This window comes from Streptomyces sp. LX-29, from assembly GCF_029541745.1.
Classification (GTDB): domain Bacteria; phylum Actinomycetota; class Actinomycetes; order Streptomycetales; family Streptomycetaceae; genus Streptomyces.
This window is the reverse complement of the sequence record NZ_CP089746.1, coordinates 6,973,017-6,986,589: the sequence shown is the minus strand read 5'-3', so window position 1 is coordinate 6,986,589 and position 13,573 is coordinate 6,973,017. Positions and strand designations below refer to the sequence as shown.

The following is a 13,573-nucleotide window of genomic DNA, read 5'->3' as shown; positions in this document are numbered from 1 at the left end:
CGTCCGCCCGTTATCGTCGCGGCGGCCGTCGGCTATCGGCGGCCGGGCAGCCCCTCCGCGCTTTTGCGGTCATCACACATGCCTCCACCGGACTCTTCCCGCTTCCTTCACGGCCGCACGCGCCTACCGATTCACACATCCTCGTGGATTCAATGAGATAACGCGAGAACGAAGGCTCATAGGAGCCTCGCGCCGCGATATGACGGGACATCGCCCGGTGACCCTGAATTCGGGGCGAGAGTCTCGCTCGAATTCGCGCACGTCCCATGCGCTAGGAGGAAGAAATGAATCTGCGGAAGAACCTTCCGTCGATCGGCCTCGGCGTCGCCGGCGCCCTCGCCGTGACGCTGGCGACGACGATGCCGGCCGCCGCCCAGCCGAAGGCATACGTCTCGTGTGCGGTCTCGGACCTGATCGACGCCATCGACCAGGCCAACGCGGGCGGAGGCGGCAGCCTTCTGCTGACACCCGGCTGCACCTACCAGCTGACCGCCGCGGAGAACGCGGACGACGGTCTGCCGGAGATCACCACCCCGATCAACATCCTGGGCGCCGGCGCCACCATCACGCGTGCCGCCTCCGCACCCGACTTCCGGATCTTCCACGTCACGGGATCGGGCAACCTCAACCTCACCGCCCTCACCGTTTCGGGAGGTTCGGTCACCGGGTCCGGGGGCGGCATCCTCAACGAGGGGCAGCTCACCCTGAACGCGTCGTTCATCGGCCGTAACGCCGCGTCCGACGTGGGCGGGGGCCTCGCCAACACCGGAACCGCGAACGTCAACGCCGGCACCCGTCTCGCCTCGAACACCGCCGTGGCCGGCGGGGGCGGTCTGCACAACGCCGCCGACGCCCTCACGCGGGTGAGCGCCTCCAGCGTGGACCACAACACCGTGACCGGGGAGGGGGCCCAGGGCGGCGGCGTGCTGAACGCGGGTGGCACCCTCCAGGGCGCCTCAAGCGCCTTCGGCAGCAACTCCGCCCTCGCCGAGGGCGCGACGGGCGGCGGGATCGCCACCCTGGGCGGCTCGGTGACGCTGACCCTCGGCACTGTGGAGAGCAACCGCTCCGACACCGCTCCCGGCGGGATCTACAACGACAACTCCACGGTCACCCTGACCCTGGTGCCGGTCTTCAACAACAACCCGACCAACTGCTCCGGCAGCCCCGATCCCGTCCCGGGATGCCTGGGTTGATGTGACGGGCACCGCTCCCCGGGGCGGGCCCCTGCCCGGGCGATCCCACCGCCCGGGCAGGGTGTCCGGCGACCGCCGGGGCAGCGGCGCCCCGACGGAAAGGCTTGCCATGCGCGGGAAATCATCGTCAGCCACCGCGACCGCGGTGGACGTCACCCTGACACTGCAGCAGATCGAGGAGTGGTCGGGCGGCGCAACGCCGCCGCTGGACACTCCCTGGCGCTCGGGCCACCCCGTCGCGTTCTCCCTCCCGTCGACGGAGCGAGGAGTTCCGGCCTGCCGCCGCCTGGCACGGTCGTGGCTGGACTCCGAACAGGTCAACGGGGAGGGCGTGCGGTACGCGTTCCTCCTGGTGCTGTCGGAGCTGGTCACCAACGCGGTGCGCCACTCCCGGTCCGCCCTCATCACCGGCCGGTTCTGGAGGGCGAGCGGCCTGCTCTTCGTGGAGGTCCGGGACCAGGGCGGAACGCCCTCCAGGCCACGGGTGGTCGCTGCCCGCCGGAGCGACGCCCACGGGCGGGGGCTGGCGTTGATCGCCGCGACCGCCTACGCCTGGGGACGGCGCCGGAGCGGCGACGGCGGCTGCGCCGTGTGGGCGGCGGTCCCGCTCACACCGGTGCCGTAGGAGAGCAGCGGATCCGGAAAACCGTGCGCCGGGCATCGCACCCCGGCGCACGCATGACGTACGGGGGGCACTGGCGCCGACGCAAGCGCCCCTCGGGATGCACCAGTTGCACCCGGCATGCACCCAGTGATCCCGATTCATGTTTTTTAGCCACAAAGACACCATCAGTTGCGGAAGAATGCTTATGCCAAGGGAAGATGCACCTCCGTTACGAAACGCCATGGTTTTCGACACGTGATGAGCAGATAGTCACTGGGAGGGAAGCGGATGGCTGCCCGATCACTTGCGGCACGCGAGCCCAACGACCGGCTCGAAGCGTTGATCCACGAGGCGGCGGTTTCCCATGCGGGCCTGGCTCGTCGGGTCAACATGCGCGGAAGCAGATACGGACTCGATCTGCGGTACGACAAGACCTCCGTGAGCCGATGGGTCCGAGGACAGCGACCACGCGGCCGGACCACGGCCATCATCGCCGAGGTCCTGGGCGAGAAGCTGGGCCGCACGGTGTCCCTCGAAGAGATCGGCATGACCGACCGCGCGGACCTGGCGGCGGGAGCCGGGCTCAACTTCGCCCGGGACGTGGCGGGTGCGGTGGAGCACGCCTGCGCGCTGTGGCGCAGCGACGCCGGCCAGGGAAGGAGACCTTTCGGCGCCACGGTGTCGGCCTCGGCGCTGGTCAGCCCCAGCCGCGACTGGCTGATCACCGGCCTGGACGCGTCGGTCTCGCGCTCCGGAGGGCATCGGGTGGCCGATGCCGATCCGGACGCGGTCGAGGCGACCCTGCTGTCGCTGGCCACGCTCGACCACCGGTTCGGCGGCGGCCATGTGCGGCCCACGCTGGTGCACTATCTCGACAGCGTGGTGTCCGGGCTGCTGACCGGCTCCTACGGCGACTCCCTCGGCCGGCGGCTGTTCGCGGCCGCCGCCCGGCTCACCGAGCTGGCCGGCTATCTGGCGGAGGACGTCGGCCAGCCGAGCCTCGCCCAGCGCTACTACATCCAGGCGCTCCGGCTCTCCCAGGCGGCCGGCGACCGCGGCTTCGGCGGCTATGTGCTCGCCGCGGGCATGAGCAGGCTGGCGCCGCAGTTGGGGTACCCCAGGGAGGTCACCCAGCTGGCGCGGGCAGCCCGGGAGGGCTCGGTGGGCCGCGCGCCGTTCACGGTCCAGTCGCTGTGCCACGCCGCGGAGGCGCGCGGCTACGCCCTGCTCGGCGAGAAGCGGCTGTTCACCGCGACGATGGGGCAGGCGCTGGAGGTGCTGACGCGCGCCGACCCCGCCACCGAGGCGGAGTGGGTCTCGCGCTTCAACCAGGCGTATCTGGCGGTGGAGCTGGCGCACGGTTACCAGGACCTGGAGAATCCGGCGCTCGCCGCGCGCTGGGCGGAGAAGGCGCTGACCGAGCTGCCCGAGGCCAGGGTGCGACGGCGCGCCATCGCGCTGCTGCTGCTCGCCACCGCGCGGGTGCTGGACGGGGAGGTGGAGGAGGGGTGCCGCTCGGCCGAGAAGGCGCTGGACCTGATGCGGGGCCTGCGGTCGCACCTCGCCACCCAGCGGCTCAGCGAGTTCCGGCGCCGGCTGCGCGCCTTCCACCAGGTGGAGGCGGCGCGCTGCTTCTACAGCCGGCTGACGGATTCGGTGACCTCGTAGCCCGCGCGCTCGGTCGCGGGCTACGCCCCGTCACCGCCAGACGCGGTCCGGGAAGTCGGCGATGAGCGGGGCGATGTCGGCGAGGCACTCCTCCGGCGCGAAGTGGCCGGTGTCGAAGAGATGGAGTTCGGCGCCCCCGGGCCGACCGGCTCAGCCCTCCCGCAGCGCGGTGCCCCCGGCCTCGCCCAGCCGGCGCGCCGCCGCGGCGGCCGCGCGGGCCGTCTGGAGGAACTCGCTCTGGAGCACGGCGGGACGGTAGACGGTGAGCGCACCGGGGCGCTTGGCGATGAGCAGGGCATCGGGGGCCGGGGCGACCTCGCCGTCGTGGGCGAGCCTGGCCGTGTCGCCCAGTCCGGTGAGCCGCAGCCGGCGGACACTGGCCTTCATATAGATGTGCGAGTGCTCCAGCGCGCCGAACACGGCCGCCAGGATGACGCGCGTACGGGCCAGCCGCGGGTTGCCGTCGATCAGCCGGACGTCGAGCAGGCCGTCGTCCAGCCGCTCGCGGTAGGCGGGGGCGAAGCCCTCGGGCGCGTAGTGGCCGTTGCCGACGAACAGCAGCCACACCCGGTGGGGGCGCCCGTTGATCTCCATCTCGGTCGGGGATCCGGTGCGCAGCACCCGGGCCAGCGCGACGGCGGTCGCGGGCCACTTTCCCAGCCGGCCCTGGAGCCGCTCGCGCAGGTGCACCAGCTCGGGGTAGAGGCCGACGCTGAAGGTGTTGACGAACGGGATGGTCCGAGCCGCCCCGTCGCCCGTCGTGGCCGGTCCCTCCCCCACGGCCGATCCGCCGCCCGTCCCGGAGCCGGCGGCGGGGCCGAAGGACGCGCCCGCGACCGACGCCGCGTCAGGACCCGCGCCCCCGCCCCGTGCGGCGTTCGCCGCGTCGCCCTCGGCCGGCGCCGCGTACGCGAGGTCGACCGCGACCGCGTCCCCCTCCTCCACCGCGTAGGCGGTGTCGTCGAAGGCCGGGACGCCGACGTCGAGCGCGAAGTGGTTGAGGGTGCCGCCGGGGAAGACGGCCAGCGGCAGCCGGCGTTCCACGGCCAGGGCCGCGGCGGCGTTGACGCTGCCGTCGCCGCCGCAGATCCCGAGCGCGCCACCGCGCTCCGCGGCCCGGCGGGCGGCGCGGTCCAGCAGCGCGCCGAAGTCGTCGTCGGGGCCGCACTCCATGATCTCCGCGGCGGGGAGCAGATCGCGCAGCTGCTCGGCGTACGACCGCACCGGTCCGAAGCCGGCGCCGGGCCCCGCCCCCCGGTTGACGACGACGCACAGCCCGGCGCCGCCGGGCAGCGCGGGGGCGGAGACCCGCGGTCGGGCCTGGGCCGGCGTCTCCGGGCGCGGCGGCCACCAGCGGCAGGTGAGGGCGGCCGCCGTCGCGCCCACGGCGACGCCGGCCAGCACATCGCTGGGGTAGTGCACCCCGACGTACACCCGGGAGACGGCCACCGCGGCGGCGACCGGGGCGACGAGCGCGCCGTACCGGAGCGATTCGAGGGCCACGCCGGTGGCGAAGGCCGCGGCGGAGGCCGAGTGCCCGGACGGGAACGAGCTCGTCCACGGCTGCCTGGCGAGCCGGCGCACCACCGGCACCGCGTCGATGACCGGACGGCGCCGCTCCACCGTCCACTTGACGATCGCGTTGCTGGCCAGTGAGGCGGCCGCCAGAGAGCCGACGCCGCGCAGCGCGGCGCGCCGCGCGGTGCGCCCCCCGACGGCGGCGAGCACCGCGGCCGTGCCCATCCAGAGCCGGCCGTGGTCGGCCGCCCGACTGAGCCGGGGCAGCAGCGGATGCGCGCCGCGGAACCGTCCGGCGGCGACGCGCGCGAAGAGGTGCCGGTCCAGGTCGCTCAAGGGCCCCATGTCTTCGGAATCCTACGTGCCGACCGCCACGCGGGCCTCTCGTCGCGCCGCATACGGGTCGTCGCTCCCCAGGTCGCCCACCGCGCCGCCGGCCGGGGTGACGGCCCGTCGGGCGGCCGGACCGCCGGCCGGACCGCCGGGCGGGGCCAGCGGGCTCGTCCACTCCGCGTCCGGGACGGTGCAGGCGCGTACATAGCGCTCCACCACTCCCACCAGCGCCGACCGCAGCCGCCGCCGCGCCCCCTTCACTCCGTCACCGCCGCGGCGTGGTCGGCCGCCGCGGCGGCGAAGGCGCGGATCAGGGGGTGGGGGCGGGTGCCGTCGCCGGCGAGCTCGGGCTGGAAGAGAGTGGCCAGAAAGAAGGGGTGCTCGGGCAGTTCGACGATGCGGGCGTCACCGGCCTCGTCCGTACCGGTGACGCGCAGCCCGTGCGCCCGCAGCGCGTCCAGGCGGGCCGGGTCGGCCCCGTAGGAGCAGTGGTAGCGCTCCAGGGTGCGCTCGGCGCCCAGGAGGCGTTCGGCGAGCGAGCCCGGCGCGATGTCCACCGGCCCCTCATGGCCGATCAGGGAGCAGGCCAGCGGGACGATCAGGGTGTCCTCGGCGGAGGGCTGGTTCTCGGCGTGGGCGACATCGGTCAGCCCGCAGACGTTCCGGGCGTACTCCAGCAGGGCGTGCTGGAACCCGCCGCAGGTGCCCAGGAACGGGATGTTCCGTTCCCGGGCGGTGCGCACGGCGTTCAGCGCCCCCGACTCGCTGGCGTACGGGCTGCCGGGGACCAGCCAGACGGCGTCGAAGCCGTCCAGCGCGCCCGGCGCCTCGGCGTCGGGGGTGGGGATCCAGTAGGCGTCCACCACGAGCCGGTCCCGTTCGGCGAGGGCGGAGAGCAGCGCCGAGGCCCGGACGTGGGCGCGCACGCCGGGCGAGCGCTCGCCGACCAGGGCGAGCCGCGGCGCGGGGGCGCCGACGGCGGCGGACGGGACGGAGGTGACGGAGGAAGGGGCGAAGGAGTGGGAGGCGGGGGTGGAGGGGGTGGAGGGGGTCGGGTGGAGGGGGTGGAGGAAGTCGCGGACATGAGGCCCATCGTGGGCCGGGCGCCAGGTTCACGTCCAACGATGATTCCTGACCCTTCGATCAGAGATACTGATGGCCGGGCGCGGCCGCCCCGCCATACTTGCCGAGTGGATCTGCACCTCCTCCGTACCTTTCTCACCGTGGCCCGGCTCGGCTCGTTCTCCGCGGCCGCCCGCGACCTCGGCTACACCCAGTCCGCGGTCTCCCAGCACATCGCCGCCCTCGAAGCCGACCTCGGGGCGCCGGTGCTGGAACGCCGCCCGGTGGTGCCCACCGCCGTGGGGGCGCGCCTGCTGGAGCACGCCGGTCCACTACTGCTGCGGGCGGAGGCCGCCCGCGCCGACATCGCGCGGATGACGACGCGTCCGACGGCGCGGGTCGCCATCGGCCGGACGCCGCTGGCCGCGGCCGAGGAGCTGGCCACCGCGTTGGCCGGGGCCCGCCGGGCCGTTCCCGGGCTGCTCGTCCAGGTGCGCGTGCTGAGCGGCGCGGCGCTTCCGGCCGCGGTCGCCACCGGCGAGGTGGACCTCGCCCTGGTCGACGGCGTCGCCGCGCCCAACGACCCGCTGCACCTGCCCGACACCAGCCCGCTCGCGGCGGCCGGCGTGGGCGAACGCCCGCTGGCCGTCGTCCTGCCCCGCGATCACCCGCTGGCCGGCCGCGCCCGGCTGCGGCTGACCGACCTCGCCGACGCGGTGTGGCTGGACGCGCCCGACCTCATGCCCACCCCGGACCAGCTGTGCGCCATCACCGGTGCCGACGGCTTCCGGGCGCGCGTGCGGTACGAGGGTGCCGACCCGCACGGTCTGCTCGCCCTGGTCGCGGCCGGGCACGGCCTCGCCCTCCTCCCCGCCGACGCGGTCGACCGCGCCCCGGGTCTCGCCGCCGTCCCCCTCGCCGCTCCGCGCCTCGTCCACCGCACCGAACTCCTGCACAGCCGCGGTCTCGACGGCCCCGGCGGGCTCATCGCCGCTCGCCTCACGGGGACGGATCCGGACCGGGCCCCGACCGGGTGAATGGCCGGGTGCGTGCGATGCTGAGGGGGTGAACGTGGACGACCTCGTGCGGCTGCGGCGGGCGCGCGACCGGATGGACCGCGACTACGCCCAGCCGCTCGACGTGCCGGCGCTCGCGCGGACCGCGCTGATGTCGCCCGGCCACTTCTCCCGCAGCTTCCGCGCCGCCTTCGGGGAGACGCCGTACGGCTACCTCATGACCCGCAGGATCGAGCGGGCCAAGGCGCTGCTCCGCCGCGGGGACCTGTCGGTGACGGAGGTCTGCTTCGCCGTCGGCTGTACCTCGCTGGGCTCGTTCAGCTCCCGCTTCACCGAGCTGGTCGGGGAGTCTCCGAGCGCCTACCGGGCCCGGGACCACGCCGCGGGGGCCGCCGTCCCGGCCTGCTACGCGAAGCTCATCACGCGACCGGTCAGGAATGGAGAAGCGGGATCCACGCCCCACGCCTAGCGTGAATCCCATGAACATCACTCTCTCCCAGTGCTTCGTCGCCGTCGACGACCACGACAAGGCGCTCGCCTTCTACCGCGATGTGTTGGGCCTGGAGGTCCGCAACGACGTCGGCTTCGAGGGGATGCGCTGGGTGACCGTCGGCGCCCCGTCCCAGCCGGACGTGAACATCGTGCTGGAACCGCCGGCCGCCGACCCGAATGCCTCCCCCGCCGACCGCCAGGCCATGACCGAACTCCTGGCCAAGGGCATGCTGCGCGGGGTGATCTTCGCGACCGACGACTGCGACGCCACCTTCGAACGCATCCGGGCCGCCGGCGGCGAGGTGCTCCAGGAGCCGATCGACCAGCCGTACGGGGTCCGCGACTGCGCCTTCCGCGACCCCGCCGGGAACATGCTGCGGTTCACCCAGGCTCGCCAGGCGTAGCGTCGCCGGACCGCCGTGCCGACCGGTCGCCGTCCGCCACGCACCCCTCGGGCGTCCCGGCGACCGGTGACGGCCCACCGCGGCCGGCCGTGCCCCGCCGCGGTCAGCCGTCCAGGACCGCCAGGTCGAGCCGGTCGAGGCGCTCGGGGTCGGTGAGGATGTCGAGGGACGCGACCCTGCCGCCCGAGACGGTGAACGCCATGACGGACATCGGCCGGCCTTCGGCGGTCGCCACGACGCCGACCGCGCCGTTGACGAGGACGAGCCGTGCCGACGACGCGAAGCGGGCGAAGGTGATCGCCTGGCCGGCCACGGCGGCCGCGCCGTGCAGCACCACGCCGGGGCGCTGGGCCCCACCGTCGGAACGCGCCACCACGTCCGGGTCGAGGACCTCCACCAACGCGTCGAAGTCGCCGCTCCGCGCGGCCCTGAGGAACGCCTCCACGACCTCGCGCTGGAGCGCGAGGTCGGCGTCCGGGACCGGGGTGGCGCCGCGGACCCGGCGGCGGGCCCGACTGGCGAGCTGGCGGGCGGCGGCGGGGTTGCGGCCGACGATGGCGGCGATCTCGTCGAAGGGAACACCGAACAGGTCGTGCAGCACGAACGCGAGCCGCTCGGCGGGGGCCAGCGTCTCCAGGACCACCAGCAGGGCCAGCCCCACCGAGTCGGCCAGCAGCGCCTCCTGCTCGGGGCCGGTGCCGTCGACGCTTCCGACCACCGGGTCGGGCAGGTGGACCCCCAGCGGCTCCTCGCGCCGCGCGGTGCGCGAGCGCAGCATGTCCAGGCACACCCGGCCCACGATCGTGGTCAGCCAGCCCCCCAGGTTCCGCACCGCGTCGGTGTCGGAGCGGCCGACCTTCAACCACGCCTCCTGCACGGCGTCCTCCGCCTCGCTGAGCGAACCCAGCATGCGGTAGGCCACCGCCCGCAGATGGTCGCGGTGCGCCTCGAAGCGCTCCGCCAGGAACGCGGTGTCGTCCCCGTACCCGCCGTCGTCCACCGGTGCCATCTGTCGTTCCCCTTGCCGTCACTCGTCGTGCCTTCATCGGGATGACGGATCGGAGGGCGTCGATGTGACACCGGCGGCCGCCGGGGCCGGTGGTCGGCCGGGCGCGGGCACGGCGCCCACGCCCGGCCGATCGCGATCGGGTGGGAGCAGAGGGCGTCGCGACGGCTCGGCCCGACGGTCAGAAGGGCCTGGTCGGCAGGTACTTGCCGTCGAGGGTGATGATCGCGCGTGAGCCGCCCTCCGGGTCGTCGACCTTCCGTACGTCGAGCCGGAAGTTGATGGCGCTGATGATGCCGTCCCCGAACTGCTCGTGGATCAGGGCCTTCAGGGTCGTTCCGTAGACCTGGAGCATCTCGTGGAAGCGGTAGACGGTCGGGTCCGTGGGTGCCGTGCCCGGCAGGGTGCCGCGCGTGGGGATGGTCTGCAACAGCAGGGCCGCGTCCTCGTCCAGGCCCAGGAGTTCCGCCACGGCCGTGGCGGCGTCGGCGGGCAGGGCGTGCTGCCCCAGCACGGCGGCGGTGACGAAGGCGGGCGACAGGCCGGCGGCGTCGGCCAGCTGCTGCCAGCTGAGGTCCCTGCGTCGCTTGGCCTCGACGGCGGCGACGGCCAGGTCGCGACGGGCCTGCGGGTCGATCTCTGCGTGCGGCATGGGTGGTCTCTCCTCGGAGTGTGGGAACGGAAGGGGATCGGAGGTGTCGACGCGCGGCGCGCCCGCGGTTCAGTCCGCCGCGAGGGGGATGAACTCGCCGCTGGACGGGTCGAGTCGGTCGATGTCGCCGGTGGCGATGTCATAGACCCAGCCGTGCAGCGCGAGCGCGCCTCGCGCCAGGGCGTCGGTCACGGCCGGGTGGGTGGCGAGGTGGGCGAGCTGGGCGCGGACGTTCTCGCGGACGAGCGCGGCGACCGTGACCGCCTCGCGCCGGGCGGCGGCCGCGTGGCGCAGCCAGCCGGCGACGGCGGGCAGCGCGGTGAGGTCGTGCGCCTCGGCCAGGGCGGTCATGGCGCCGCACCCGGAGTGCCCGCAGACCACGATGTCGGTGACGCCGAGGACGGCGACGGCGTACTCGACGCTCGCCGCCACCCCGCCGTCTCCCGTCACCGCCCCGTCGGCGCCCGCGTACCGGGGGACGAGGTTCCCGGCCGTACGGATGACGAACAGCTCGCCCGGTTCGCGCTGTGTGATCAGCTCCGGGACGACACGGGCGTCCGAGCAGCCGATGAACAGCGCCGTGGGCCGATGGGTGGTGGCGAGCCGCTCGTAGCGCCCCGCCCGGGCGGAGACGACATGCCGGCGGAAGCGCTGGGCCCCCTCGGTCAGGTCCTGGATGCTCATGGTCACTTCCCTGGGTGGTCGGACCGGCGGGAAGCCGGCCCCTCCACCCTGCGCCACCTGCACCTATAGCGTCCAAGTCGCAGTAGTCATGACTGCTATAGACCCGATCTATACTTGGCCCCGTGGCCGTGGAACTGCGTCATCTCCGCTATCTGCTCGCCGTGGCCGAGCACGCGAGCTTCACCCGTGCCGCCGAGGCCCTGCACATCTCCCAGCCCACGCTGTCGCAGCAGGTGAAGCAGTTGGAGCGGGCCGTGCGGACGCAGCTGCTCGATCGCACCGGCCGCACCGTGCGACTGACCGACGCCGGGGAGGCGTACGTCCGCTACGCCCGCCGTGCGCTCCAGGACCTGGCGGCCGCGGAGCGCGCGGTCCTCGACGTCACCGACCTGTCACGCGGCACCCTGCGGCTCGCCATGACGCCCACCTTCACGCCCTACCTGCTCGGCCCGCTCGCCGCCGACTTCCACTCCCGCCATCCGGGAATCTCGCTGGAGATACGGGAGATGACGCAGGATCACATCGAGTCCGGCCTGCTGGCGGACGAGTTGGACCTGGGCATCGCCTTCGGCGGGCCCCATCTGTCGGGCGTGGCCGCCACCGCGCTGTTCACCGAGACCCTCAGCCTCGTCGTCGGCGCCGGGCATCCCCGCGTCGGCCGCGCCGGGCCGCTGCCGGTCGACGAGCTCGCCACCGTCGATCTGGCTCTGCTCAGCGGGGACTTCGCCACGCGCGGCCATGTGGACGCCTATCTCGCCGCGCACCGGGTCCGGCCGCGCATCGCCGTGGAGGCCAACTCCGTCAGCGCCCTCATCGAGCTCGTGCGGCGCACCGACCTGGCCACCGTCCTCCCCGACGCCATCGCCCACGACGACCCCCGGCTCCACCCCCTCGCCCCGGATCCGCCGCTGCCGCCGCGCACCGTCACCCTGCTGCGCCGGGAGTCCGCGTACACCTCCGCCGCCACCCGCGCCTTCACCCGGCTCCTGCGCGATCACCGCCCTCCGGCCCCAGGGACGCCCGCACCAGGGTGAGTACCTCCTCCCCGCTCAGGCCGAGGCTCTGGGAGAGGGTGACGAGTTCGCGGATCTGCTGGAGCAGTCGGGCACGACCGGCGGGCCGGGCGTCGGTGACGACGGCCCCGCGCCCCCGACGCAGATCGATCAGGCCCTCCTCGCGCAGCCGTTGGTAGCCGCGCAGCACGGTGTGGACGTTGACGTCGAGCGACTCGGCGAGCTGCCGGGCGGGCGGCAGCCGTTCGCCGCCGCGGACCTCGCCGTCGGCGATGGCCTGACGCACACAGCCGGCGATCTGGTCACCGAGCGGGAGCGGCGATCCGGGGTCGAGGCGGAAGAGCACGTCAGGCCCCCGGAGCGGTGCGCTCGCGGACGACCAACGCGTTGAGGAGGGCGGCGGCGGTGCGGGCGTCGTCCACGGTGACGACGAACTCGCTGCCGTGGCTCAGCCGCGCCGAGAGAGCGCCGCCGGACCGCAGGATCACCCCGCTCGCGCCGGAGTGCGCCCGGTAGCCCCAGCCGGCGAAGTCCCGCAGCGCGTTCACCTCGCGCTCGGTCGCCTCCTCGATGCGGTCCAGGGGCACGATCAGCCGGGGGCGCGGCAGCAGCAGCGGGGCGACGGTGAGGCCCCGCCGGTCCACGGTGACCCGCGCGCCGGTCAGCAGCGCCAGCGGAACGCCGCCCGCCAGCAGGCCGATGCCCGACCCCCAGCCGACGGTGACGCCCGCGACCACCCCGGCCACCGCGAGGGCCAGTCCGACGTACGCGATCGGGCGGGAGCCCGCGGTGTGGGTCCAGCTGGCCCGCTCGCCGTCGGCCAACTCCAGTCGGGGCGCCGTCGGAACCGGCGTCCGCCGGGTGACGGGCGGCGGCGCTCCGGGCCCCGCCAGCAGCCAGCCCAGCCCGCCCAGGGCGGCGGTCGCGGCGCACACCAGGGCCAGCTGACCACCGGCCAGGGTGACGGCCCCCGCCTCGTCGGCCCCCGCGTTGGCCCACAGAGTGACACCGAAGGCGGCGCCCAGCAGCGCCGCGACCGCGCACCCGGCGGCGGTCAGCGCGCGCTGCGCGCCGGGCGCCTCGCGGCCGAGGTGGGTGAGGGTGCCGAAGAGCGCCCCGAGGCCCAGCAGCACGCCCAGCGCGACGCCGAGGAAGTCGCCGCGCGCGGTGAAGCCGTCCGCGGCGCCGCCGGCGCCGAAGTGGGTGGCGAGGCGATCGGGCAGCCGGTCCCACAGCCCGGCGCAGCCCAGCGACACGGCGGCCGCGGCGAGCCCGAACGCCAGCGTCACCACGGCGGTCCGGCGATGGCCGGACGGACCCTCGTGCCTACGGAACATGGGATCAGCCCCCTCCAGTTGTTCGCATAACACTAGAACAACCTAAACCCGGAAGGGCGTTCGCACCAGCGGCGGCCCTCGTGCGCGGCCCCCTTCGCGGGGCGGCGCCGCCACCGGCGCCATCCGGCTGACAGCCGTCGCCCGAGGGGTGGATGATGTCGGGATGCTGCACGGCTGGAAGAAGACCGCGTTAGTCATCGTCTCCGCCCTCCTGGTGCTGGGGATGGTCGCGGCGTGGGTGTGGGTGGATCTCGACACCGCGAGCGGCGTGGCGAGCGTGGTCGGGGCCGTGGTGGGCATCGCGGGGCTCGGCTGCGCGCTGCTCGGTCCCGGACAGCCCCCGCCTCCGCCCCCGCCGCCACCGGCTCCGCCGACGGTGCGCGCGACCCGGACCGGCAGGGCCACGGCCCGAAACGGCGGCACGGCGAACACAGGGGTCAGCGCGCCGGCCTCGACCTCCGCGGACGCCGCGGCCGAGGACACCGGGGACGCCGAGGGCGACGGCGGCGATGCCAACACGGGCGTCCGGCTCGGCTGAACGGACACGACAGGCATCGCGGGCGAGAGAGAGCAGAGGTCGGAACGACA

General features: G+C 74.4%; 15 protein-coding genes and 1 pseudogene. 8 read left to right on the top strand and 8 right to left on the bottom strand.

Annotation, left to right across the window (positions count from 1 at the left end; all coding sequences use genetic code 11):
* The first annotated feature begins 284 nt into the window (after positions 1-284).
* The 3 genes from LRS74_RS29415 (at position 285) to LRS74_RS29405 (ending at position 3,468) form a co-directional block, all read left to right on the top strand.
* Positions 285-1,196: a right-handed parallel beta-helix repeat-containing protein gene (locus LRS74_RS29415; RefSeq protein WP_277743830.1), complete on the top strand. Its 912-nt coding sequence runs from the start codon at positions 285-287 to the stop codon at positions 1,194-1,196.
* 109 nt (positions 1,197-1,305) lie between these two features.
* Complete coding sequence (locus tag LRS74_RS29410; RefSeq protein WP_277743829.1) at positions 1,306-1,821, top strand: ATP-binding protein; 516 nt, start codon at positions 1,306-1,308, stop codon at positions 1,819-1,821.
* 267 nt (positions 1,822-2,088) lie between these two features.
* Positions 2,089-3,468 carry a transcriptional regulator gene (locus LRS74_RS29405; RefSeq protein ID WP_277743828.1) on the top strand — a complete coding sequence of 460 codons (1,380 nt, stop codon included), beginning with the start codon at positions 2,089-2,091 and terminating at the stop codon, positions 3,466-3,468.
* Positions 3,469-3,618: 150 nt separating this feature from the next.
* On the opposite strand, the gene LRS74_RS29400 is transcribed toward LRS74_RS29405, so the two are convergent.
* From LRS74_RS29400 to LRS74_RS29390, 3 genes and pseudogenes are all read right to left on the bottom strand, one after another.
* The gene (locus tag LRS74_RS29400) at positions 3,619-5,331 is read right to left on the bottom strand and encodes a bifunctional phosphatase PAP2/diacylglycerol kinase family protein (RefSeq protein ID WP_277743827.1); all 1,713 of its coding nucleotides are present in this window, start codon (positions 5,329-5,331) and stop codon (positions 3,619-3,621) included.
* Positions 5,332-5,343: 12 nt separating this feature from the next.
* Entirely contained in the window at positions 5,344-5,580 is a 237-nt protein-coding gene (locus LRS74_RS29395; protein ID WP_277743826.1) for a hypothetical protein, read from the bottom strand.
* Positions 5,577-6,278: pseudogene (locus tag LRS74_RS29390) on the bottom strand (hypothetical protein); the annotation flags it as partial. The gene LRS74_RS29395 and the pseudogene LRS74_RS29390, both read right to left, overlap by 4 nt.
* Before the next feature lie 231 nt (positions 6,279-6,509).
* Here LRS74_RS29390 and LRS74_RS29385 point away from each other — a divergent pair.
* Genes LRS74_RS29385 through LRS74_RS29375 form a run of 3 tightly spaced genes read left to right on the top strand, consistent with a single transcriptional unit; the run spans position 6,510 to position 8,293 of the window.
* Positions 6,510-7,418: a LysR family transcriptional regulator gene (locus LRS74_RS29385; protein ID WP_277743825.1), complete on the top strand. Its 909-nt coding sequence runs from the start codon at positions 6,510-6,512 to the stop codon at positions 7,416-7,418.
* 28 nt (positions 7,419-7,446) lie between these two features.
* A complete protein-coding gene (locus LRS74_RS29380; RefSeq protein ID WP_277743824.1) occupies positions 7,447-7,866 on the top strand; it encodes a helix-turn-helix transcriptional regulator in 420 nt (139 codons plus the stop codon).
* A 10-nt stretch (positions 7,867-7,876) separates the two neighbouring features.
* Entirely contained in the window at positions 7,877-8,293 is a 417-nt protein-coding gene (locus tag LRS74_RS29375) for a VOC family protein (RefSeq protein ID WP_277743823.1), read from the top strand.
* Positions 8,294-8,396: 103 nt separating this feature from the next.
* On the opposite strand, the gene sigJ is transcribed toward LRS74_RS29375, so the two are convergent.
* The 3 genes from sigJ to LRS74_RS29360 form a co-directional block, all read right to left on the bottom strand.
* Positions 8,397-9,302: an RNA polymerase sigma factor SigJ gene (gene sigJ / locus LRS74_RS29370; protein ID WP_277743822.1), complete on the bottom strand. Its 906-nt coding sequence runs from the start codon at positions 9,300-9,302 to the stop codon at positions 8,397-8,399.
* Positions 9,303-9,480: 178 nt separating this feature from the next.
* Positions 9,481-9,951, bottom strand: a complete 471-nt coding sequence (gene cynS / locus LRS74_RS29365; protein WP_277743821.1) for a cyanase — start codon at positions 9,949-9,951, stop codon at positions 9,481-9,483.
* 69 nt (positions 9,952-10,020) lie between these two features.
* Complete coding sequence (locus tag LRS74_RS29360) at positions 10,021-10,629, bottom strand: carbonic anhydrase (RefSeq protein WP_277744986.1); 609 nt, start codon at positions 10,627-10,629, stop codon at positions 10,021-10,023.
* Between the two features lie 128 nt (positions 10,630-10,757).
* On the opposite strand from LRS74_RS29360, the gene cynR reads away from it, so the two are divergent.
* Positions 10,758-11,669: a transcriptional regulator CynR gene (cynR, locus tag LRS74_RS29355; RefSeq protein WP_277743820.1), complete on the top strand. Its 912-nt coding sequence runs from the start codon at positions 10,758-10,760 to the stop codon at positions 11,667-11,669.
* Here cynR and LRS74_RS29350 read toward each other — a convergent pair.
* The gene (locus LRS74_RS29350) at positions 11,611-11,994 is read right to left on the bottom strand and encodes a GntR family transcriptional regulator (protein WP_277743819.1); all 384 of its coding nucleotides are present in this window, start codon (positions 11,992-11,994) and stop codon (positions 11,611-11,613) included. The genes cynR and LRS74_RS29350 overlap by 59 nt on opposite strands.
* A 1-nt stretch (position 11,995) precedes the next feature.
* Positions 11,996-12,985 carry a DUF1648 domain-containing protein gene (locus LRS74_RS29345; RefSeq protein WP_277743818.1) on the bottom strand — a complete coding sequence of 330 codons (990 nt, stop codon included), beginning with the start codon at positions 12,983-12,985 and terminating at the stop codon, positions 11,996-11,998.
* A 163-nt stretch (positions 12,986-13,148) separates the two neighbouring features.
* Here LRS74_RS29345 and LRS74_RS29340 point away from each other — a divergent pair, with 163 nt between their 5' ends.
* Complete coding sequence (locus tag LRS74_RS29340) at positions 13,149-13,523, top strand: hypothetical protein (RefSeq protein WP_277743817.1); 375 nt, start codon at positions 13,149-13,151, stop codon at positions 13,521-13,523.
* Positions 13,524-13,573: the final 50 nt, after the last annotated feature.